The 21875-nt window shown below is 72.5% G+C and carries 22 protein-coding genes and 1 pseudogene; 11 read left to right on the top strand and 12 right to left on the bottom strand.

All coding sequences use genetic code 11. The features are described 5' to 3' along the window. Positions 1-64: 64 nt before the first annotated feature. Positions 65-2278 carry an MMPL family transporter gene (locus J7E94_RS21700; protein WP_215017941.1) on the bottom strand — a complete coding sequence of 738 codons (2214 nt, stop codon included), beginning with the start codon at positions 2276-2278 and terminating at the stop codon, positions 65-67. A gap of 277 nt (positions 2279-2555) precedes the next feature. Here J7E94_RS21700 and J7E94_RS21695 point away from each other — a divergent pair, with 277 nt between their 5' ends. The 3 genes from J7E94_RS21695 (at position 2556) to J7E94_RS21685 (ending at position 4782) form a co-directional block, all read left to right on the top strand. Then, a complete protein-coding gene (locus tag J7E94_RS21695) occupies positions 2556-3740 on the top strand; it encodes a sensor histidine kinase (RefSeq protein WP_215017939.1) in 1185 nt (394 codons plus the stop codon). After that, the gene (locus tag J7E94_RS21690; protein ID WP_215017937.1) at positions 3737-4405 is read left to right on the top strand and encodes a response regulator transcription factor; all 669 of its coding nucleotides are present in this window, start codon (positions 3737-3739) and stop codon (positions 4403-4405) included. Before J7E94_RS21695 ends, J7E94_RS21690 begins: the two co-directional genes overlap by 4 nt. Positions 4406-4548: 143 nt before the next feature. Continuing rightward, positions 4549-4782: a hypothetical protein gene (locus J7E94_RS21685; RefSeq protein ID WP_215017935.1), complete on the top strand. Its 234-nt coding sequence runs from the start codon at positions 4549-4551 to the stop codon at positions 4780-4782. Here J7E94_RS21685 and J7E94_RS21680 read toward each other — a convergent pair. Next, positions 4772-5650, bottom strand: a complete 879-nt coding sequence (locus J7E94_RS21680) for a helix-hairpin-helix domain-containing protein (protein ID WP_308345418.1) — start codon at positions 5648-5650, stop codon at positions 4772-4774. The two genes, J7E94_RS21685 and J7E94_RS21680, sit on opposite strands and share 11 nt — an antisense overlap. An 828-nt stretch (positions 5651-6478) precedes the next feature. On the opposite strand from J7E94_RS21680, the gene J7E94_RS21675 reads away from it, so the two are divergent. Further along, on the top strand, positions 6479-7276 hold the full coding sequence (locus tag J7E94_RS21675; protein ID WP_215017933.1) for a maleylpyruvate isomerase family mycothiol-dependent enzyme: 798 nt from the start codon (positions 6479-6481) through the stop codon (positions 7274-7276). Between the two features lie 538 nt (positions 7277-7814). Here J7E94_RS21675 and J7E94_RS21670 read toward each other — a convergent pair. The 4 genes from J7E94_RS21670 to J7E94_RS21655 form a co-directional block, all read right to left on the bottom strand. Continuing rightward, a complete protein-coding gene (locus J7E94_RS21670) occupies positions 7815-8309 on the bottom strand; it encodes a hypothetical protein (protein WP_215017931.1) in 495 nt (164 codons plus the stop codon). 1 nt (position 8310) lies between these two features. Then, positions 8311-8637 carry a hypothetical protein gene (locus J7E94_RS21665; protein WP_215017929.1) on the bottom strand — a complete coding sequence of 109 codons (327 nt, stop codon included), beginning with the start codon at positions 8635-8637 and terminating at the stop codon, positions 8311-8313. Positions 8638-8656: 19 nt separating this feature from the next. Beyond that, a complete protein-coding gene (locus J7E94_RS21660; RefSeq protein WP_215017927.1) occupies positions 8657-8833 on the bottom strand; it encodes a hypothetical protein in 177 nt (58 codons plus the stop codon). 357 nt (positions 8834-9190) lie between these two features. After that, entirely contained in the window at positions 9191-10039 is an 849-nt protein-coding gene (locus J7E94_RS21655) for a helix-turn-helix transcriptional regulator (RefSeq protein WP_215017925.1), read from the bottom strand. 139 nt (positions 10040-10178) lie between these two features. Here J7E94_RS21655 and J7E94_RS21650 point away from each other — a divergent pair, with 139 nt between their 5' ends. Continuing rightward, positions 10179-10958 (top strand): NAD(P)H-dependent oxidoreductase, encoded by a 780-nt coding sequence (locus J7E94_RS21650; protein ID WP_215017923.1) that lies wholly within the window; start codon positions 10179-10181, stop codon positions 10956-10958. Here the strand turns inward: J7E94_RS21650 and J7E94_RS21645 are convergent. The 3 genes from J7E94_RS21645 to J7E94_RS34785 form a co-directional block, all read right to left on the bottom strand. After that, positions 10955-11158 (bottom strand): hypothetical protein, encoded by a 204-nt coding sequence (locus J7E94_RS21645; protein WP_215017921.1) that lies wholly within the window; start codon positions 11156-11158, stop codon positions 10955-10957. The two genes, J7E94_RS21650 and J7E94_RS21645, sit on opposite strands and share 4 nt — an antisense overlap. Before the next feature lie 81 nt (positions 11159-11239). After that, complete coding sequence (locus J7E94_RS34790; RefSeq protein ID WP_308345417.1) at positions 11240-11776, bottom strand: hypothetical protein; 537 nt, start codon at positions 11774-11776, stop codon at positions 11240-11242. After that, entirely contained in the window at positions 11724-12110 is a 387-nt protein-coding gene (locus J7E94_RS34785; RefSeq protein ID WP_251057028.1) for a hypothetical protein, read from the bottom strand. The genes J7E94_RS34790 and J7E94_RS34785 overlap by 53 nt, the downstream gene beginning before the upstream one ends. A 409-nt stretch (positions 12111-12519) precedes the next feature. On the opposite strand from J7E94_RS34785, the gene J7E94_RS21635 reads away from it, so the two are divergent. Beyond that, complete coding sequence (locus J7E94_RS21635) at positions 12520-15879, top strand: TIM-barrel domain-containing protein (protein ID WP_215017918.1); 3360 nt, start codon at positions 12520-12522, stop codon at positions 15877-15879. Between the two features lie 6 nt (positions 15880-15885). Here J7E94_RS21635 and J7E94_RS21630 read toward each other — a convergent pair whose 3' ends face one another. Further along, the gene (locus J7E94_RS21630; protein WP_215017915.1) at positions 15886-16416 is read right to left on the bottom strand and encodes a DUF6817 domain-containing protein; all 531 of its coding nucleotides are present in this window, start codon (positions 16414-16416) and stop codon (positions 15886-15888) included. Positions 16417-16598: 182 nt separating this feature from the next. Here J7E94_RS21630 and J7E94_RS21625 point away from each other — a divergent pair, with 182 nt between their 5' ends. The 3 genes and pseudogenes from J7E94_RS21625 (at position 16599) to J7E94_RS21615 (ending at position 19062) form a co-directional block, all read left to right on the top strand. After that, complete coding sequence (locus J7E94_RS21625) at positions 16599-17507, top strand: LysR family transcriptional regulator (protein ID WP_308345416.1); 909 nt, start codon at positions 16599-16601, stop codon at positions 17505-17507. 115 nt (positions 17508-17622) lie between these two features. Then, positions 17623-18789 (top strand): annotated as a pseudogene (locus tag J7E94_RS21620) (enoyl-CoA hydratase-related protein); the annotation flags it as partial. A gap of 33 nt (positions 18790-18822) precedes the next feature. Next, positions 18823-19062, top strand: coding sequence for a DUF6158 family protein (locus J7E94_RS21615; protein WP_215017911.1), 240 nt, complete (start codon positions 18823-18825; stop codon positions 19060-19062). Positions 19063-19083: 21 nt separating this feature from the next. Here J7E94_RS21615 and J7E94_RS21610 read toward each other — a convergent pair whose 3' ends face one another. Together J7E94_RS21610 and J7E94_RS21605 are read right to left on the bottom strand one after the other, a co-directional pair. After that, the gene (locus J7E94_RS21610) at positions 19084-19656 is read right to left on the bottom strand and encodes a DUF6328 family protein (protein WP_215018052.1); all 573 of its coding nucleotides are present in this window, start codon (positions 19654-19656) and stop codon (positions 19084-19086) included. Between the two features lie 108 nt (positions 19657-19764). Beyond that, on the bottom strand, positions 19765-19932 hold the full coding sequence (locus J7E94_RS21605; protein ID WP_215017910.1) for a DUF6126 family protein: 168 nt from the start codon (positions 19930-19932) through the stop codon (positions 19765-19767). Positions 19933-20056: 124 nt separating this feature from the next. Between J7E94_RS21605 and J7E94_RS35475 the strand changes: the two genes are divergently transcribed. Together J7E94_RS35475 and J7E94_RS21595 are read left to right on the top strand one after the other, a co-directional pair. Beyond that, positions 20057-20638: a TetR/AcrR family transcriptional regulator gene (locus tag J7E94_RS35475; RefSeq protein WP_215017908.1), complete on the top strand. Its 582-nt coding sequence runs from the start codon at positions 20057-20059 to the stop codon at positions 20636-20638. 38 nt (positions 20639-20676) lie between these two features. Then, on the top strand, positions 20677-21875 hold a 1199-nt coding region (locus tag J7E94_RS21595), incomplete at its 3' end, for an MFS transporter (RefSeq protein WP_215017906.1).

Genomic DNA, 21875 nt, shown 5'->3' with positions numbered 1-21875 from the left:
CCGGTGCGCGCGGGACCCCTACGGTCCTGCGCGCGCCGGCGCCTTCGCACGTCCGGGCGGTGCGTCAGCGCACCAGCACGCGGTCCGGTGCCTCCGCCGGACCGGTCCGCGGCGGGCCGTCGTGGAGCGCGGCGGGCCGGGGCCTGGACGGCCACCAGAGGGACCGGCCCAGAAGCGCCGCGCAGGCGGGCACCAGGACGATCGACAGGACGAAGGCCGAGAGCACGATCCCGAGCGCCGTCGCGAAGCCGATCTGCTGGGTCGCCGGGGCCGGGTTGACGGCGAGGCTCCCGAAGGAGGCGGCCAGCACCAGTCCGGCCGTCGCCACGGCCGGCGCGGTGTGCCGCACGGCGCGGGCCACCGCCGCGCGGGCCGGACCGGGCCGCTCCATCTCCTCCCGGATCCGGTCGCTCACCAGGATGTTGTAGTCGGTGCCCAGCGCGACGACGAACAGGAACAGCACCAGCGGCAGCGTGAACCCCACACCCGGCTGGTCCAGCGCCCGCTGGAACACGAGCGTCGAGGCGCCCAGCGTCGCGGCGAACCCCAGCCCCACCGCGAGCATCAGGATCAGCGGGGCGAGCAGGCTCCGCAGCAGCAGGAACAGGATCAGCGCGATCAGCGCCGCCGCCACCGGGAACACCAGCCGCAGGTCCTTGTCCACGGCGGTCGAAATGTCGGCGAACACCGCGGCGGTTCCCCCCACATGCGCCTCGGTGCCCGCGGGCCGGTGCGCGGCGACCGCCTGCCGGACCGGCCCGGAGGCCAGATCGCGGGCCTCCTGGCCGTTCGGACCGGCGTTCGGGAACAGGTCGATCCGCGCCGCCCGCCGGTCCTCGCTCAGCACGGTCGGGGCGACCCGGCCCACGCCGTCCACCCGGGCCAGCGCCCCGGACAGGGCACCGACCCGCTCGGCCGTCAGCGGTACGCCGTCCGACGCGGTGACGTAGACGCTGATCGGGTCCGACACCCCGGCGGGCAGCGCACGCGAGATCTCGGCCGCGGTGGCCGCGGCGGCCGTGCGCTCGCCACCCGCGCCGCCGGACCCGTAGTCCATCCGCATCCCGGCGACTCCCGCGGCCAGGGCGCCCAGGAGCGCCACGCAGACCAGGGCGGCCGCGAGGGGCCGCCGCGCCAGGCGCTCGCCCAGCCGGGCGGCCCAGCCCCCGCGGGGATCGTGCTTCCAGCCGCGCGAGGGCCAGAACATCCTGCGCCCGGTGACGGCGAGCAGAGCCGGCATCAGGGTGAGGCTGCCGAGCAGCATCACCAGTACGGCCACGGCGATGGCCGGACCGAGTACCCGGAACTGGCCGAAGGAGGCCACCCCGAGCGTCGCGAACGCGGCGACGATGGTCAGCGCCGCCGAGGTCACCGCCGTCCCCACGCGCCCGCCGACCTCGGCCGCCGCGGCGCGCCCCGACTGCTCGGGCCGCAGGCGCAACTGCTCTCGGAAGCGGAAGAGCAGGAAGAGGAAGTAGTCGATGCCGATGCCCACGAGGACGACATTGATCAGCTGCGGGGTGGACGGATCGAGGTCGGTCCCGGTCAGCATCGCGACGCCGACCACCGTACCCGTCGCGGCGCCGCCGACGATGGAGACGAGGAGCAGCGGCAGCAGCGCGGCGAGCAGGCTGCGGAACACCAGCACGTGCAGCAGCACGATCACCGCGAGCATCACGATGCCGATGACCTGGGACCGGGTCTTCCCGGCATCGGCGCTGTCCACGCTGTCGGCGAGCCCGCCGGTGAATCCGGTCCGCAGCCCCGCCTCCGCGAACTGGGCCCGGGCGTGGTCGCGGAAGGCCCGGTAGGTGCCCTGCATCCCCGGATCCTGGGGATTCCCGGTCAGCTCCACGGCCAGCAGACGAAACGTCCGGTCGGGAGCCGTCATCGCCGGGCTGATCCGGGGGACTTGCGAATGGTCCTGGGCGAAGGGCAGCTCGTCCTCGGACTCGGGCATGGCGATCCGGTGGCGGGCCAGCTTCGCGGCCTCCTCGTCGATGCGCCGCTCGTCCTCGGCCCCCAGCTGCGCGCCGTCCGGCCTGGCCACCAGCACGGTCAGCGGGTTGGCGCCCGGCTCGGCCCCGAACTTCTCCTCGGCGACCTTCAGGGCGGCGGCCGAATCGTAGGTCGCGGGCAGGAAATCGCCGGCGCTGCTCTGCGTGGCGCGGAACACCAGCGCCTGGCCCAGGAAGGTCAGTGCGACGCCCAGCACTGTCCACAGGGCGATCACCTTCCACGGACTCCTCGTCGAGAATCCGGTCAGGGCGCGGATCACGTGAATCCTCCGGTCTGTGTGACATGACACCGGGAGTCCCCGGCGGATCTCCAGACCATCAGCCCCCGGCCCGCGAATCGTCGGGGCAGGGGAGGAGCCGCATTCCGGGAGCAGGGTCCGGACCGCGGCCCCGACCCAGGACCCTGGTCCTGGTCGGGTACCGGCCTCCAGGGCGGTGGCACCGCAGGGCCCGGCTGTCAGAATGGATCATCAGGAACCGGCGCGAACCGCCCCCGCACCGGCGGGAGGCCGGCCGGCGGGGGAGGGCCGGGCAGGGATGGACGACAGCGTGGGTAAAAGCGCCGACAGGCTGCGCTGGACGCGCAATGACGCACTGGTGGCCATCGGAGCCGCCGCGGTGGACCTGCTCGGCTTCTCGGTCGGCACCCAGTCCGAGGGGATGCCGCTCACCCTCTCGGCCGCCTGCGCCCTCGTGGTGGCGGCAATGTGCCTGCTCGCCCGGCGCAGCCACCCGGTCGCCGTGCTCGCGGCGGTGCTGGCCCTGGGGGTGGTGCCCAATCTGGCCCTCCAGGACGTGCTACCGCACTTCCCGCTCGGCCTCGCCGTCGCGCTCTACTCGGTGGTCAGGATGTGCCGTCCCGCCGTGGTCGTGGGCGCCTTCCTCGTGACCGTCCCGATGCCCTCGGTGGGCCAGGGCGGCATGCTGCTGCCCTCCGCCTGGTCCGTCGCCGCCAACGCGGTGGCCGGGGCCCTGGTCATCGGCGCGGCCCTGATCGTGAACCGCTGGCAGCGGGAGGTCGCGGCCCATCACGCCTTGCAGGCCGAGCGCGCGGTCGCCGAGGAACGCCGGCGGATCGCCCGAGAACTGCACGACATCGTCGCCCACCACATCACCGCCATGCAGCTGATGGCCGGCGGCGCACGGGCCAACCTGGCGCACGACACCCAGGCGGCGCGCGAGGCGCTGGTCACCCTGGAGGAGTCGGGGCGCATCGCCTTGCGCGAGATGCGCCAACTCCTCGACGTACTACGGGCCGGAGAGGAGGCGGAGGAGACCCCTCCGGCGCCCCAGCCGGGCACGGGCGACCTGGAGCGGATCGTCAACGAGTCGCGGCTGGCCGGTACGGAGACGGAGTTCACCGTCGACGGGCCGGTCCGCCCGCTGCCGCCCAGCGTGGGCCTCACCCTCTTCCGGATCGTGCAGGAGGCGCTGACCAACACCCGCAAGCACGCGGGACGGGCCCGGGCCCACGTACGGCTGACGTATCGACAGGACGAGGTCGCCGTCGAGGTGTGCGACGACGGCGCGGGCGCCCCGCCGCCGGTTTCGCGGCCCGCGGCGGCCCCCGGGTACGGTCTGCTCGGAATGCACGAGCGCGTCGCCCTGCAGGGCGGCACCCTGGAGGCCGCCGCAGTCGACGGCGGTGGATTCAGGGTGGCGGCCCGGCTCCCGGTCCCGGGAGGCGCCGGGGGCGGCGAGGGAGGGGAGCGACACCGATGATCCGCGTGCTCATCGCCGACGACCAGCCGCTGGTCCGGCGGGGCCTGGCCCTGATCCTGGCACCCGACCCGGAGTTGGAGGTGGTGGGCGAGGCCGAGGACGGCTCCCAGGCCGTCGCCCTCGCCCGTGAACTGCGGCCCGACGTGGTCGTCATGGACATCCGGATGCCGGTCCTCGACGGAGTACAGGCCACCGCGGAACTGGCCCGGACGCTCCCCGGCACCCGCGTGCTGGCCCTCAGCACCTTCGACATGGACGAGTACGTCGTCGCCGCCCTGCGCGCCGGCGCCTACGGCTTCCTGCCCAAGGACATCTCCCCGGAGGAACTGGGCGCCGCGGTCCGCATCGTCCACGGTGGCGAGGCCGCCGTCGCGCCCCGGCTCCTCACCCGGCTGCTGTCCACCTACGTACGGACCTCCGCCCGCGCCCGGCCGGCCGCCGCCGGGGTCCCGCCCGAGCTCACCCCGCGCGAGCTGGAGATCTGGCAGCTGCTGGCCACCGGCCTCGACAACACCGAGATCGCCCTGGACCTGGACATCAGTGTCTCCACGGTCAAGAACCACATCACCGGCATCTTCGGCAAGCTGGGCGTCCGCGACCGCGCCCAGGCGGTCATCGCGGCGTACGAATCGGGCCTGGTGGAGGCCGGCGGCAGGCGCGGTTGATCACCAAGTGCCCGCAAGAAGACCGGAATCCCCCTGGCGACCCCACCTCTGACCAGCCAAAACACTGGATGATTCGCCCGTGCGGACAAGGGCCCGTCCATGGCACAGTGCCATCAGCCCAACGGCACGACCAGGGAGCCCCCATGCGCGATCCGCACTCCACGCCCCTCGCGGCCGCACCCGGCCGCCTGCCGGGGCCCAGCCCGCTGCCCTGCTGTCCGGTGTGCTACGGCGCGCCGGAACGCATTTCCTGGCGCCAGCGGCCGGGACAGCCGGTGGTGCTGGTCTTCGACCCCTGCGGCCACCGGTGGTCCACCCCGGCTCCGCCCGTCCTGGCCGTCACCCCCGCGGGAGCCGACCAGCGCGTCAGCGGGTGAGGAAGGCGGCGATCCGCTCGGCGAACGCCTCCTCGCCGAGGATCTCGATCCCGGCCTCCTCGGCCTTGGCGACCTTGCCGCCCGCCTTCTCGCCCGCCACCAGGAGGGTGGTCCGCCCGGATATGCCGCTCGCCGACTTCCCGCCCGCCCGCTCGATCAGCTCGCGCACCTTGTCACGGGTGTCGTACGCCGCCAGCGCGCCCGCCATCCGTCCCGTGACCACCACGGTCTGACCGGCCAGCGGCCCTTCGCGCTCCCCGTCCCCGTTCTGGCTGCCGTCGCCGGGGCCGGCAGTTGCGGCCGACGGCTCCGTCAGGTTGACCCCGGCGGCGGCGAGCTTGTCGATGACGGGCCCCAGCTCCGCCACCTGGGCGACGATCCCGGCCGCCTTGGTGGCGCCCACCAGCTCCACCGCGGTCATCGCGGCCGCGTCGGCGGCCCGGACGGCCTCCATGGTCCCGAAGTGCCGCGCGATCCGCCGGGACATGCCCCGCCCGGTCCCCAGGATGCCGAGCGCGCAGAACACCCGGGAGAGCGGGAGGGCCTTCGCCGCCTCGATCCGCTCCACCAGCTTCGCGGCCCGCTTCTCGCTCCCGGCGGCCTGGGCGAGCCGCGCGTGGTCCAGCGTGAACAGATCTGCCACATCCCGGACCTGCCCGGCCTCCACCAGCGCCCGTACGTACCGCTCACCCAGGCCGTCGATGTCGAGCTGGTCGCGCCCGGCCGCGTACAGGATCGCCGCGATCCGCCCGCAGTCGGCCGGCTGCGCGCAGCGCCACCGCTCCTGGGAGCGGTCTATCTCCCCCGCGCACCCCGGGCACACGGCCGGCGGCTCGATCGGACGCTCCGCGCCGGTGCGCAGCTCCACCACCGGGGCCTCGACGCGCGGGATGACATCCCCCGGTATCGCGGCACACGCCGTGTCCCGCAGTAATCATGTCTCGTTGAGTGGCAGTCAGTTCGGCGCGGCCCGAGGCGCCTCCCTGTCTGCGCATGTCGCATTGCACCGGCATGCGAGGGCCATTGGAGTGGCGGAGGTCACACCCTGGGTGGCGGGTGCATCGGCCTTCGGCCGATCCGACAGTGCCGCGCCCGCTTCGCTACGTCTGGCCGGACGGCGGCAAGAGCGCCCTTCCGCTGGACGTGAGGGGCTTCCAACCGCGCGGAAGCCCCGGCAGGGGCTCCTCCGGCTATCAACGGTTCGCATGGCTGAAATGACTGTCTTCCCAGTTCGTGACAATTGTTCCATTGCAACAGCGATGCCTTGCGGTGGAAGCTCGGGTCGTCGGGTCGTCGGGTCGTCGGGTTGCCGGGTGGCCGGTGTCCCCGGCCCCCGCCGGCGCCCAGGCGGCGCTGGACCCGCCGGACCCGGCCCGGCCGGTTCTCCTGGCGTGACATGAACTCCCGACCCGACCGGTCCTCCCCCGCCGTCGTGACCTCCGCGTCCATCACATCGAGCGGCAGCATGACCGCGCGCACCGGGTGGACGTCACGTCGCCGAGGTGCCCGGCCGCGCGGCGAGGCCAGAGCACCCACAGGCCCGACGCCGGGCGTACCGCCACCACCAGCGTCCTCGCAGCAGTGCGCAGCTTGTCACCCGAGCGGTGGGAGGCGAGGACGACGTCCGCAATGGCCAACCGGCGGCGACTGTGAAAATCGCTGTCCTATCACCGGAGCACGGTGATAGACATCCGGCGTGGAAAAGAATCTTGAGTTCCCTGACCTGCTGCGACTGATCGATGAACGGTCGACCGCCTTCCGCGCCGCGGTCGCCTCCGCGCCCAGTCTCGACGCACAGGTGCCGACCTGCCCCGAGTGGACGCTGTTCGATCTGGTGAAGCACCTGGGTGGGGGAGACCGTTTCTGGGCCGCCATCGTCGGCGCGGGGCCTGCCGACGCTCCCCCGGCCGAGGCCACCGCTGCGCGCGCCGCTCTGGAAGTGCCGCGGGAGCGTGAGGCCCTGCTGGCCTGGCTGGCCGCGTCGACGCAGCTTCTGCTGAGCGCCCTGCGGGAGGCGGGCCCGGACGCCGGCTGCTGGGCGTGGTGGAGTGCCCTGCAGACGCCGCGGACCTCTGGCGGAGTCGCCCGGCACCGGGTCCAGGAGAGCGCGGTGCACACCTACGACGCCCAGCTCGCCGCGGGCGCCCCGCAGCCGCTGCCGGCCGAGGTCGCCCTCGACGGTGTCGAGGAGTTCCTGTTCACCTGCGTCGCGACGCCCAGCGCCTGGCCGCACAAGCCCACGGCCTTCGACTTCCAGACCGCCGAGGGCCACTCCTGGCGCCTCACGGTCGACGGCGACGGCGCACGCTCCACCCGCATCCCCGCGCCCACTGCCGCGACCGGCGAGGACTCGGACGCAGCCGGCGCCTCCATCCATGGCACGGCCAGTGAGTTGGTCCTCTACTTGTACGACCGTATCCCGGCCGACTCCTTGCACGTTGACGGAGACGCAGGGCTGCTCGACCTGCTCCGCGCCTGGGAGCCGGAGGAGTAGGACGTAGCGGGGGCGGTTGGCCGCGCCTCGAGCCGGTAGGACACGACTCTTCGCCAGGTTCGTCAGTCGCGGCACCGGGCTCAAACCCGCGAGGCGGCCTCGGGGCGTCACCAAGCCGACCGTCTACCTGGTCAGAGCTCGAACTCACGACCTCCGCACGATCAGAGACGAGGCCATCGACAGCCGGGCAACCGCCGACCGGCTCGCTCTCCGTATCCAGCGAGCCGGCGGTTCTGCGTCGAGGCCGACCCCTGGCCGCGCTCCTGGTCCCACGAACCCGCCAGATGATCATTTGTCAGGTAGGCCATAGGTAGCTGCTCTCCTCCCCAACCCGCTCAGCGGCGACCTCCGCTCTCGCCATCGGTGTACCCACCGCCTGTTCCAGCGTGGGGAACTACCGCGAGCGGGTCTGGCCAACACCCGAGTACCGGGTGGGGAAATTCAAAGAGCCCCATCAACGGGTCGGCCGCCGGGTTGCGGCCGACCGGTCCGGCTGGGTCGGACAGCAGGTTTCACGGCCCGCCGCCGGAGAGCGGCCCTATCGGGGAGGCCGGTTCGGGTCGACCCGGGCCCGCACGCGCAGGGTCGTGATGCTCTCCGGGTGTTCCAAGGCCTGGCGAAGGCGCCGGATTTCGTCGTGCTGGGCGGCGAGCCGCGACAGCGAGAGGGTCTGGAACTCGGTCAGCTCCGCGATCCGCGCCTCCCGGCGGCTCAGGCGCTCGCGCAGATCGGCGTTGTCGGCCTTCAGGCGGGCGATCTGCCCGTCTCTGGGGTCGACGATCTCCCCGGCGTCCTGGAGGGCATTCAGGCGCCGTTCGAACTCCTCGGCGAGGTGCTGGTAGGGGCCGGGCCGGGTGGTGCCGTCGCGGTTCTTCTTCGGGTAAAAGCCGGTGCGGGTCACCCCGGCCTCGGCGGCCAGGGTCTTGAGGTCGGTCTTGCCTCCGGACGGCAGGTCTCCACGCAGGAGCCGGTCCATCGCCGCGCGGATTGCCTGCTCGTTGCGGGTGCGGGTCTCGTCGCTGATCCTGGCCATCTCATTCCCCTCCGGCCGCGCTGGCCGCGATGATCTCGTCTACCACCCGCTGGGCCCGCTCCAACTCCGGCATGAGTCGGGTCTTCTCGCCTTTCGGGAAGCGCGGTTTGGCCAGGAACACCTTGTGGTTGGCGGCCTGACTCTGCCATACCGGCAGGTGGCAGGGGTGGTGTGTGGCTTGCGGGCAGCGAGCCGAATCGCACATGCCTGCCAGAGGTCGGTCCGCGCCGGGAGTGCCGGCCAGCTTCAGGCACAGGGCCTTGGACGGGTCGCGGAACCAGCAGTAGTTCGCCGCCTGGACGTGCAGGTGCTTGGCCTGCTGGCGCAACAGATTCTCCAGTCGGCGGTCAGAACTGGCTATCGAGGCTGACGTTCAACGCTGGCACCTGACTCATCAACATCAAGACCTCAAGGAACTCTTCCAGACTCGAGCCGCTACCGAAGAAACCAAGCGGATCGCGCACGTTCGAGGACAGGACGAACACCAAGAGCTCAAGAAGAAGTACGCCGAGTTGCAGGCGCATGCGCGGTTCCTCGAAGAACGTCTTCAGTTCTATGCGACCGCGGTCAACCTTCTCAGCCTGGAACTTCGGTCGGTGACAGACCAGGAAGAGGACTCGGCCAGGGTCCGAGTCATGCCCCGTCGGCCCCGACGCCTGCCCTGAAGAACCAGCACCTACCGCTCCCATCGACGGTTACGTCATTCGGCCCTGTCGGCAATCTTGTGATGACTGCTTCCTGAGGCTTCAGGAGCTGATTCCTCCGCGAGCCGGCCTGCATTGGGGTGTCGGTAAGAATCGTGTCACCAGCCGCAAAGTAGGCCGGGGACCGGAAAGCCGTCAGTGTTGAGGCGTTCCCGGCGGTGGGTGGGCGTTGTTGAGTTACTCGCGGACCCGAGCGTTCGCTGCGGCATGCGCGTCACCGCTGTCCGCGCCCAGACCCGCGAGCAGGCGCAGCCCGTCCTCGGCGGGGCTGCCGGGGGCCGCGGACAGCACCAGCAGCTCCGAGCCTGATTCGTCCGATAGTGCGAAGTTCTCCTGGTGCAGTTCCAGCAGTCCGACCAGCGGGTGCCGGTACGCCTTGCGGCCATGTGTGCGGGCGCGCACGTCTGCGCGGGCCCAGAGGCGGCGGAAGCGCTCGCTGCCCATCGCCAGCTCGCCGATGAGCGAGGCCAGGCGGGGGTCCTCGGGGTATTTGCCGGCGGCCAGGCGCAGGTGCCCGACCACGTCGAGGGTGCATTTCTCCCAGTCCGCGTAAAGGCCGCGCTCGGCCTCCTCAAGGAAGATGTGCCGGGCGGTGTTCAGGCCCGGCATCGGCCGGCCGTAGAGGAGCCCGGCAAGGCGGTTCCCGGCGAGCACGTCCAGGCGGTGGTCCATGATCAGCGCGGGTGCGTCGGCGACCAGGTCGAGGACGCGCAGCAGCTCCGGCCGGACCCGGCCGCCCGGCGCCTTCGCGCGGCGGCGGCGCTGCCGGGCGAGCCGGTAGAGGTGCCCGCGTTCGGTCTCGTCGAGGCCGAGGACGCGGGCGAGGGCGTCGAGGACCTGCTCGGAGGGCTGGGTCGCGCGGCCCTGCTCCAGGCGTACGTAGTAGTCGACGCTGACTCCGGACAGGTGCGCGACCTCTTCGCGGCGCAGCCCTTCGACCCGGCGGCGGCTGTCTGTGGGGATGCCGACGGCCGCCGGGTCGACCCGGGAACGCCGGGTCCGCAGGAACCCTGCAAGATCGTTCATATCCCCAGTATGGCCTCGGTGTTGCCCCGTGAAGGTGGCCCTGCCAGTACCAGGAAGTCCCGTCCGACGGAAGAGGCGCCCCTGAACGCCGGGCGCCGCGGAGCCCAGGATCGAAGGCATCCGATCCGAAGGAGTTCCCATGAAGACGCTGATCGTCCACGCCCACCCGGAGCCGAAGTCGCTCAACAGCTCGCTGAAGGACCTCGCGGTGTCCACGCTGGAGACCGCCGGGCACGAGGTGCGGGTGAGCGATCTGTACGCGATGAACTGGAAGGCGGTCGTGGACGCCGCGGACTACGGCCCCGCCGCCTCAAGTCCACTGAAGGTCGCCGCGGACTCGGGCCGGGCCTTCAACGCCGGGACGCTCACCCCGGACGTCCTCGCCGAGCAGGAGAAGCTCCTGTGGGCCGACACGATCATCTTCCAGTTCCCGCTGTGGTGGTACACGATGCCCGCGATCCTCAAAGGCTGGGTGGACCGGGTGTTCACCTACCGCTTCGCGTACGGCGTCGGCGAGCACAGCGACACGAAGTACGGCGAGCGCTTCGGCGAAGGCACCCTCGCGGGCAGGAAGGCTCTGCTGTCGGTGACCGTCGGCGGCCCGGAGTCGCATTACGCCGCTCGCGGGATCAACGGCCCCATCGACGACCTGCTGTTCCCGATCCACCACGGCATCCTCTACTACCCGGGCATAGAGGCACTGCCGCCGTTCGTGCAGTACGGCGCCGACCGGATGACCGGCGAGGACTACCAGGACGTCGCCAAGGCCTGGGAGGAGCGCCTGCTCACCCTGGAGTCGACCGAGCCGATCGCGTTCCGGCGGCAGAACTTCGGTGACTACGAGATCCCCTCGCTGCACCTGAAGGAGGGGCTGGAGCCCGCGGGCCGCACGGGTTTCGGGCTGCACGTACGCGGCTAACCGCCGGCGATGGACAGGACGAGCTGGGGCGCGAACCCGAGGAGCAGCCCGAGGGCCGTGGCGGCCGTGAGGGTGAGCGCCACCGGCCAGGGTGTGCGGGCGGGTTCCTCGGGCGCGCGGTGCCTGCTGTCGCGGAAGGGTGCACTGCCGGAGGGAACGAGGTTCGCGCGTCCGTAGTCCACCCAGCCCGAGAAGTGCAACAGAGGTGTTGCTACAGACCGTAGTTCAGCTGCCCGCCAGAGCTGGGCATTCAAAGTGGACCTCAACAAAGAACACTGCCTTCAAAGCTGCGGCAGAACCGGCAGCTTGTACGCGGTCGCCCAGTGCGGGTGGCGTGAGCCGGTGCCGGCCGCGGCCTGTTCCGCCAGGGCGTCCACCTTGACGACCACCCCGTCGATCCCGAAGGGCAGGCGGGCGCGGAGTGCGGCGATGCGGTCGACCTGCTCCTGCACCCCGGCGATGGTGTCCACCACCGTCAGCCCGGCGGGGGTGTCGGCCGCCGTGCGGATGCCCGCCGCCGCGACGCGGGCCATGACCTCCGCGTGGCCGGCGCCCGCAAGCGCGGTGCCGCCGTCGAGCTCGACCGCGCCGAAGGCCCAGAAGCTCATCTCCACCGTGTACGGGCGCCCCTTGGCCCGCAGCGTGCCGGCCGCGCCGTTGCGGGGGTTGGAGAACGGTCCGGCCCCGTGTTCGGCCCGTATCGCGTTCGCGCGCTCGAACTGCTCCGCCGTCAGCCGCACTTCGCCACGCACCTCGAAGGAGGCGTCAGTGGCCAGTTCCCGGGGGAGACCGGCGATCGTCCCGATCGCGTGCGACACGTCCTCGCCGCCCGTCCCGTTGCCCCGGGTGACCAACTGCACCAGCCGGCTGCGGGCCGAACACGTTGCCCAGCGAAAGCATCGCCGCCGTGTGCGGGACGTCCCCGGCCGGGACGGCGCCGCCGGCCACCTTCCCCGTCGGCGAGGCGGGGTCGGTGTGCTCCGGGTACCGCTCCTCGTACGCCTTGATCAAGCCGAGGAGGAGGTCGAACGAGGCATCGTCCAGGGCGGATTCGCCGGAGCCGTAGTAGGCGGCCGACGCCCTGAGGGCGGCGCCGATCGCATCGGCGTACTCGTCACGGGTGGCCAGGGCGGAAGCAGTGGTCGTCGTCATGCCGAGATCTTTGCGCAGGGGTCTGACAATGACGCGTGTGCGCAGGCCAGAGCCTGTTCTGTCGGGATTTCGACCAGGGCCCGCGCCCGTCTCGGTGCGCCGCCGGCGGCTGGTGCCCGGGGCCAGGCCCGCGTCGGTGCCGGCGTCGTGGCGCCGTCCGTCCCGATCACCTCGCCGCACGGCGCGAAGCGCCGCTCCTCCCCGGTGGGGAGGTCGGCTTCCGGCCAGGCGGTCCCCGGGCGGTCTGCGTCGCGCCTCCGGCGGGACCGTCGAGCTGACGGGTGTTCAAAGCTGCTTGATGACAAGCAACTTCGAGCAACTTCCTTCAATTCGCCTCCATGGAGCGCTATCTTGCCAGGCGCATGCCAAAGCGATGTGTCCGCGATCCGGACCGCACGAGGAGTGCCCCATGAGACTGCCAAGCATCCGCAGGAGCCCAGGCCGGTACGGCAGCGCAGGCAGCAGTCCCGGCAGTAGTCCCGGCAACAGCCCCGGCAGCAGCCCCGCCAGCAGCCCCGGCGGCGGCCCCGGCGGCGGCCCCGGCCGCGGGCAGGGCCGCGGGCAGGGCCGCGGGCAGGGCCAAGGCCGCCGCCGGGCACCGCTGCGGCGGCGGCGCTCCCCGCTCGCCGCCCTGCTCGCCGCCGCCCTCGCCGTAGCGGGCCTGGCCGCCGCCGGACCCCTCGCCCCACCCGCCGCCGCGGCCCCCGCCGGGGCCACCGCCACGGCGGGCACGGTCACCGGATTCACCCAGACCGGGAACACCTTCACCGTCACCGCCTCCAGCGGCGCCAAGGCCCGCGTGGTCGTCGCCCGCGCCGACATCTTCCGGCTCTGGCTCTCGCCCGACGGGGCCTTCACCAACGACCCGGCCGGCACGGACCTCGCCCCCACCACCGACTTCGGCTCCGTCACCACGAGCTATTCCGACGCCGGCGCCTACTACCGGATCACCACCGGAGCCCTGTCCATCCGGGTCCACAAATCGCCCCTCCAGTTCTCCGTCTACCGCGCCGACAACACCACCCTCGTCTGGCAGGAGACCCAGCCCACCAGCTGGACCAACAGCCAGACCACCCAGTACCTCGCCCGCGGCGCGGACGAGCAGTTCTACGGCACCGGCCTGCGCTTGGGCGAATGGGCCCTGCGCGGCAAGACCGTCCCCGTCGCGGTCGACAACAAGTGGCGCGAGAACAACAACGCCAGCCCTGCGCCCTTCTACATGTCCACCAACGGCTACGGCGTCATGCGCAACACCTGGGCCCCCGGCTCGTACGGTTTCAACGCCCCCTCCACCCTCACCCACGACGAGAAGCGCTTCGACGCCTGGTACTTCACCGGCGACTCCCTCAAAGGCGTGCTCGACGCCTACACCGACGTCAGCGGCAAGCCGTTCATGGCCCCGATGTGGGGCTTCGAACTGGGCAACGCCGACTGCTTCAACGCCTCCAACCCCGACTACCAGGGCGACCACAACCGCCTCCGGCACCAGACCACCCCCGATGTCGTCGGCTACGCGACCGACGCCCGCGCCGCCGACATGCCCTCGGGCTGGTTCCTGCCCAACGACGGCTACGGCTGCGGCTACACCGCACCCCTCAAGTCCACGGTGGACGCGCTGAAGGCCAAGGGCTTCCAGACCGGCCTGTGGACCTCCACCGGCCTCGGCTCCATCGCCGACGAGGTGGGCACGGCCGGCAGCCGCGGCGTGAAGACCGACGTGGCCTGGATCGGCAGCGGCTACAAGTACGCCTTCAACGGTGTCCAGCAGGCCGTCGACGGCATCGAGAAGAACTCCGACGCCCGACGCTACGTCTGGACCGTCGACGGCTGGGCCGGCACCCAGCGCAACGCCGTCGTCTGGACCGGCGACACCAACGGCACCTGGGACGGCATGCGCTGGCACGTCCCCGCCATCACCGGCGCGGGCCTCTCCGGCCTCAACTACGCCTCGGGTGACGTCGACGGCATCTTCGGCGGCAGCCCCAAGACCTACACCCGCGACCTCCAGTGGAAGGCCTTCACCCCCGCCTTCATGACCATGTCCGGCTGGGGCGCGACCAACCCGTCCGCCGGATACCAGGACAAGCAGCCCTGGCGCTTCGCCGAGCCTTACCTGTCCATCAACCGCAAGTACCTCCAGCTCAAGATGCGGCTGATGCCGTACCTGTACACGATGAGCCGCGTCGCGCACGAGACCGGCGTCCCCAGCACCCGTGCGATGGTCCTCGAATACCCGGACGACCCGGTGGCCCGCGGGAACCTCACCAGCGGCCAGTTCATGGCCGGCGACTCCCTCCTCGTTGCGCCCGTCGTCTCGGACACCTCCGTCCGCGACGGGATCTACCTCCCCGCCGGGAGCTGGACGGACTACTGGACGGGGAAGACGTACGCCGGTCCGGGCTGGCTGAACGGCTACCAGGCCCCCCTCGACACCCTGCCCCTCTTCGTCAAGGGCGGCGGCATCGTGCCGATGTGGCCGCAGATGAACCACACCGGTGAGAAGCCCGTCTCCACCCTCACCTACGACATCCACCCGCGCGGCGCCGGCTCCTTCAGCCTCTACGAGGACGACGGCCTCACCCGCGCCCACCAGTCCGGGGCCTACGCCCGCCAGCGGGTGGACGTCACCGCCCCCACGGCCGGCTCCGGCACGGTCAACGTCTCCGTCTCCGCCCCCACCGGCAGCTACACCGGAAAGCCGGCCTCCCGCGGCTACGAGTTCACCCTCCACGTCGCCTCCGCGCCCACCGCCCTCACGGCCGACGGAGCCGCCCTGGCGCGCCTGACCTCCAAGGCCGCCTACGACGCGGCCGCGACGGGATGGTTCTTCGACCCGTCCGACCGGTCCGGCGTCCTCTGGATCAAGACCGGTGCGAAGTCGGGCGCGTTCAGCATCTCGGCGGTCGGCACCACCGTCCCTCCGGCCCAGCCCCTGCCCTCCTCCTCACCCATCCCCCCGGCCGGCTGGTCCCTGGCCTTCGCCGACAGCCAGGAGACGAGCGCCGAGAACGGCGCCGCCGTCAACGCCTTCGACGGCGACCCGGCCACCATGTGGCACACCGCCTGGTCCTCCGGGAAGCCCGCCGCGCTCCCGCACGAGATCCAGATCGACCTCGGCACCCGTTACGCGGTGGACGGCCTCGGCTACCTGCCCCGCCAGGACGGCGGCGTCAACGGCCGCATCGGCGGCTACGAGGTCTACCTCTCCGACACCACCGCCGACTGGGGCACCCCGGTGGCGACCGGCACCTTCGCCGACACCTCGGCGGCCAAGAACGTCCCGCTGGCCGCCAGAACGGGCCGCTACCTCCGCCTCAAGGCCCTGACCGAGGCGGGCGGCCGCGGCCCCTGGACCAGCGCCGCCGAGATCACCCTCACCGGCCGCCCCGCCCCGCTCCCCGCTGACGCCACCCTCGTCAACGCCGCTTCCGCCACCTGCGTGGACCTCCCGCACAGCGCCACCACCCCGGGCACCGAACCCACCCTGTACACCTGCCACGGCGGCCCCAACCAGCGCTGGACCCTCCAGCCCGACGGCCGCCTCACCGGCCTGGCCGGGGTCTGCCTCGACGCCGCGAACGCCTCCCGCGTGAGCATCCAGGCCTGCGACGGCAGCGCCGGCCAGACCTGGCAGGCAGGCCCCCAGAGCACCCTGCGCAACGCCGGCCAGTGCCTCACCCCGGCCGGCTCCGCCACCGCCAACGGCACCCCGCTCACCCGTACCTCCTGCGACAACACCCCTGCCCAGCGCTGGACCTTCACGCCCTGACAGCGGTCAGCCGCCGAGCACGGCCTGGCACTCCCGCCAGGCCGGCTCGCTCAGCACCGGGCGGAACGAGCCGAACAACGCCGGCAGTTCGGCTCCCCACGCCGCGCGGAACGCCGGGTCGGTCCGGGCGAGGTCGAGCTCGTTGGCCGCCGACAGCTCGGCGAGGTCACGGCGCAACGAAACCGCGGGGGAGTGGACCCGGCCGGTGAACCGGTCCCGGAAGGCCGCCTCCCGGTCGGCGAGGGACGGATAGGACGCCGCCCGGTCGCAGGCGGCGTAGAGGTACACGATCTCCTCAGCCTCCACGCCGATCACCGCGGCCGGCTCGGCCCTCCGATCGAGCGGCAGCAGGGCGGAGGCGAACCCGTCCGTCCCGTAGAGCGCGTGGCACAGGCCCGCCCGCTGGAGCGCGGGCCGGGCTCCCCACGAGCCGAGCAGGTCCCGGACCCGTACCAGGTGGGCGAGGAGGGTCCCGCCGGGGTGCTCGATGCGGCTCGCGCCGAGCTCCCGGAGCCATGCGACGACCTGGTCCGGCACGGGACCCTCCTTTCGGGGGCGGTGGTGGGTCGACACCCGTCCCCGCCTCCGCCGGGGTCCGGATCCCTGTGGCGAAGGCCGGAGCGGGTTGCCGCCCGAGCCCTGCACCGATCGTGATCCTCCCCAACACCCAAGTCAATCCTCCGATTTGCGCACCTCACCCAAGAGATATCTTGGGTCTCGTGACCCTCGACGACCTGCGCGTGTTCGTGGCCGTGTGCCGCGCCGGAAGCCTCAGCGCCGTGGCCCGCGACCTCGGCCGCACCCAGTCGGCCGTCAGCCAGCACGTGCGCCGGCTGGAGAAGGAGACCGGGGCGAGCCTGCTGGAACGCCACGCCCGCGGGGTGGTGCCCACCGAAGCCGGCCGCATCCTCCAGGCGGCCGCCGCCGACGGCATCGCCGGCCTCGACGGCGCCCTGCGCCGCCTGGACCACCTCGTACGGGGAGACGGCGGCTCGGTGCGCGTCACCACCGGCGCCACCACCGTCCGGCACTTCATGTCCGAGGCCGTTGTCGCCTTCCGCCGCCGGCATCCCGGGGTCAGCCTGGAGTTCCAGACCGAGAACTCCAGCCGCAGCTGCTTCGACGCCCTCGCCGCCGACGACCTCGACCTCGCCTGGATCACCATCGGCGGCCCGGTCCGAGGCATCGAGCAGCGCCCCGTCATGGAACTGCCCTGGGTGCTCGCCGTCGGCGCCGACGACCCCCTCGCCGCCCGCTCCCGGATCGACCCCGCCGACCTCGCCGGAATCCGCCACATCCGGCTTCCGGAGAACTCCGCTTCCCGCGCCCACCTCGACGCCGCCCTCGCGGAATCCGGCATCCGCGTACGGTCCGACACCAGCGTCGCCGACTGGGACACCGCCCTGCTCCTGGCCGAATTGGGCTTGGGCCATGCCGTCGTGCCCGCGCTCCCCGGCTGGCGCGTCCCCGGCACCGACGGCCCGATCCGCCTGGTCCCCATCCCCGCTCTGCCGCCCCTCGCGGTCGGCTGGGCGGTCCGCCGCTGGTCCGCCCTGGCCCCGCCCGGCCGCGCCTTCGCCGCCGAGGTCGCCCGCAACTGCCGGGCCCGAGCCGCCGGGCAGCAGTGACGCAGCGAGCGGTGACGCAGCGAGCGGTGACGCAGCGAGCGGTGACGCAGCGAGCGGTGACGCGGGGCAGCGGTGACGCGGAGCAGCAGCGACGCAGGGCAGCAGTGACGCGGGCGGCGTACGGGACGAACTGCTCGGCGGCGAGTGGTACCTGCACGGCGGCCACCTCGAGGACCGCCTGCGCGGCCGCCCCGGGAAGCTGCTGGCCACGCGGGCGGGCGCGGTCTGCCGGGCCACCGTCGACGGCGCCGTCTGGATCCCCGAACTCCGGGCCGCGCGCGCACCGGGAGAGCCCGCCGCCCCCAAACTGCCCGCCACCGTGGCGCTCGGCGACCGGCTGCCCCCGCTGCGGGAGCACCCCGCTCCGCTCCACACCGACCCGCGCCGCCGCACCTGGTCCGACATCGGCTACCGCGAGGAAGGGCAGACCGGCTTCCTCGGCTTCTCCTTCCCCGGCGGCGCCATGAGCACCGCGCACTGCCGGCGCCTGCTGAACGCCTACCGGATCGCCTGTGCCCGCCCCACCGCGGTCCTCGTCCTCGGCGGCGGCCGCGACCTCTTCTCTCACGGCATGCACCTGGGCATCATCGAGGCGGCCGCCGACCCGGCCGAGGAGTCCTGGGCCAACGCCAACGCCCTGTACGACCTGGTCGAGGCCGTCCTCACCACCACCGACCGCCTGGTCGTCTCCGCCCTCGGCGGGAACGCCGCCGCCGGCGGGGCCATGCTCGCCTTCGCCGCCGACGAGGTCTGGTGCCGTTCCGGGGCCGTGCTGAACCCGCACCACCGCCTGATGGGCCTCGACGTCTGCGCGTACGGGACGTACACCCTGCCGCGGCGCGCCGGCACCGGCGTCGCGGAACGCCTGACCGCGGAGGTCCTGCCGCTGAGCGCCGAGGCCGCGCACCGGCTCGGGCTGGTCGACCGTACGGTGCCCTGCGCGCCCCAGGCCTTCGCCGCCGAGACGGCGCGGCTCGCGGCCCGGCTGGCGGCTCTGCCCGCCACCTCCGCCCGGATCGCCGCCAAGAAGGCACAGCGCGACCGCGACGAGGCCGAGAGGCCGCTGGCCGCCTACCGGGAGGCGGAACTGGCCCGGATGCGCCAGATCTTCCGCGACCCGCACGCCCCGTACCACGCTCTGCGCCGGGCCTTCGTGCACAAGCAGCCCCCGACCGCCACCCCGCCGCACCTCGCGCGCACGGTGCCGGGCCGGTACACGGCGCCGCTGCCCTACCGGCGGAAGGACGGGGTGGAGGGGATGATGGAAGCGGACACCCGCTAGAGCCCGCTGGGGCGTGGAGGAGGTGCACGGGTCATGCCGGAGCACGACGACGGTCCATCGGCGCAGAACCTGGAGGAGGGCCGGCTGCTCAAGGAGCTGGAGGCCATCCACCGCACGCGCCACGAGACGCTGCTGCACGGGTCGGATGACGCCCTGGTCACCCATACGAAGCGGATGAACGAGCTGGAGCACGAGTACGTACGCCGTCACCCGGAGCGGGCCAAGACCGCCGCCCGCACCCGCTCGGGCGCCCGCGCCCGCTCGGGGGAGTAGGGCGGCAGGGCCGGGCCGGCGTCAGCCTTTCCTGGTGTAGCGGGCCCGCGCCCACAGCGGCAGGGCGAACCAGCACAGCACGTACCAGACCAGTACGCCGGTGACGAGCCAGGGCGCGACGGCGTTGCGGGTGGCCACGCGCAGCACCAGGAGGAGCGCGGCGGTGAGGGTGGCGAGCAGCAGGACGATGCCCGCGAAGGTGAGCCGTGAGGCCCAGACGACGGCCTGGGGCTTGATGCGGCGGCCCTTGACGATGCGGTGGAAGGCGACGGGGCCGATGAGTGCGCCGGTGGCCATGGACGCCAGGACCACGGTGGCGACGTAGATCGTCTTGTCCGTCTGGGGCAGCCGGTGGAACTGCGGGGTGAAGACGACCGTCAGCAGGAAGCCGAAGAGGATCTGTACGCCGGTCTGGGCGACACGGATCTCCTGCACCAGCTCCTGCCACTGCCGGTCCGCACGCTGCTCGGGGGTCTCGTTCCTGCCGTTTCCCGCCCTGCCGGCCTTCCCCTCGCCCCTGGCGCCATCCCTGCCGCCGTCCCCGGCTTCGCCCTTGCCTTCGCCCTTGCCTTCGCCCTTGCCGTCGTCCCGCATGGCCCCTCCGCGGTGGATGTGCCCGATGCCCGCCCGGGCGGGCACCCGGGCGGTACTCCCTCATGCTGCACCTACCGCCCGCGGCCTGCGCGCGCGGCCCCGGCCGGCCTACTTCCGGGCGTGCTCGCCCAGGTAGAAGAGCAGCCAGACGAAACCGGCGAAGACGTGGGTGCCGAAGATGCAGAAGAAGGCGCGCAGGGCGACGCCGTTCTCCTTCCACTTCTCGTGCTTCGCCGCCGCTTCGATCGCGGCGGTGTTCTCGGTCTTGTCCGTCACGGGTGCCTCTCCGGGGATGGTCGTCCCCACGGTAGCGAACGGCGTCGTCGCCGGCGGTGGTGCAACAAATTTGCTTCGAGTGAGACAAATTTGTATCGTTCGAGGCGAAGGAGGCTCATCCGTCATGGTGCACGAAGAAGAACTGCTCGACGCCGCCGCGCGTGTCCTCGCCGGCGACCACAGCGCCTCGATGGTGCAGATCGCCGCCGGAATCGGGACCAGCCGCGCCACCCTCAGCCGCCGCTACGCGACCCGCGAGGCCCTGCTGAAGGCCGTCGCCGTCCGCGCGATCCACGTCGTCGACGCATGCCTGGCCCCGGCCGACCTCGCGGAGACCGCCGACGGGGCGGCCTTCGACGCCGCGCTGGAAGAGCTGGTCGTGGCCCTGCTGCCCGCAGCCCACCTGTACGGGTTCACCTCGCGCGACGCCACCGTGCTCGCGGACCCGGAGTTCCGGGCCGGCGTGGACCGCCAGGACCAGCGGGCGCTGGCCTTCCTCGCCCTCGGCCAGCGCCTGGGGCGCCTGCGCACCGACCTGCCTCCCTACTGGATCTGGTACTCGCTCTGGGGCCTGCTCGACGCGGCCGCCGAGGGCGTGCGCGACGGGCATCTCGCCCCCCGCCAGATCGGCCGGCTGGTCCTCACCTCCTTCCTCAGCGGAACGCGTACCAGCGCGGTGCCCCCACCCCCGGCGCCCGCACGCTGACCCGCTCCGCACCGTGCTCCACCCCTGAACGGAACCTCATGCACACCCCCGTGCCGGACCCCCGCCGGTGGATCGTCCTGGCGATCCTCTCCGGCAGCCTCCTGCTCATCTCCATGGACACCACGATCCTCAACGTGGCCTTCCCCTCCCTCGTCGGCGACCTCCGGCCGAGCGCCGTACAGCAGCTGTGGATCATCGACATCTACGCGCTCGCCCTGTCCGGCCTGCTCGTCACGGCCGGCGCGCTCGGCGACCGCTGGGGGCGCAAGCGGCTGCTCATGGCGGGCTTCGGCATCTTCTCGCTGGCCTCGCTCACAGCCGTCTTCTCCACCGAGGCCTGGCACGTCATCGCGGCCCGCGCCCTGCTCGGCATCGGCGGCGCGGCCATCATGCCCGCCACCCTGTCGATCCTGCGCAGCGTCTTCACCGACGCCAAGGAGCGCGCCTTCGCCCTCGCCGTCTGGGCGGCCGTCCTCGGCGGCGGCATGGCCTTCGGCCCGGTCGTCGGCGGTCTGCTGGTCCAGGACTACGGATGGCACTCCGCCTTCCTCCTCAACCTCCCCGTCGCCGCGCTCATCATCGCGGCCGGCGTGCGCTACCTGCCCGAATCGCGCTCCCCGCGCAGCGCGGGCCGCTGGGACTGGTGGGGCGTCGGCCAGTCCGTCGTCGGCATGCTCGCCCTCGCCGGCGGCATCAAGCAGCTCGGCAAGAGCGGTGTCTTCGACCCGCTGCCCTGGGCCCTGATCGTCCTCGCCGCCGTGGCGCTGACCGTCTTCGTCCGCCGCCAGCTGCGCGTGGACAACCCGCTGCTCCAGGTGCGGCTCTTCACCAAGCCCGCCTTCAGCGTCGCGGCCACCGCGATCTTCCTGCCCATGATGGGCATGGGCGCGATCCTGTTCCTCGTCACGCAGTGGTTCCAGTACGGCCAGGGCTACACCCCGCTCGAGGCCGGCCTGCGCCTGCTGCCGGCGCCGCTCGCGCTGATCTGCGCCTCGATGGCGGCCCCCACCCTCATGCAGCGCTTCGCGATCCGTCACGTGCTCGGCCCCGGACTGGTCGTGCTGGCCGCCGGCATGGCCCTGCCCTGGGGTTTCCAGCAGTTCACCGAGCTCGGCTACCCGGCCTTCGCGGCCGCCCTCACGATCATGGGTCTGGGTGCCGGACTCGCGACCACCGTGGCCTCGGTCACGCTGATCTCCGCCGCCCCCGCGGACGAGGGGCGGTTTCTAGCAGTGGT

It is taken from the genome of Streptomyces sp. ISL-94 (assembly GCF_018614075.1).
Lineage (GTDB): Bacteria > Actinomycetota > Actinomycetes > Streptomycetales > Streptomycetaceae > Streptomyces.
This window is presented reverse-complemented; position numbering and strand designations above follow the sequence as displayed.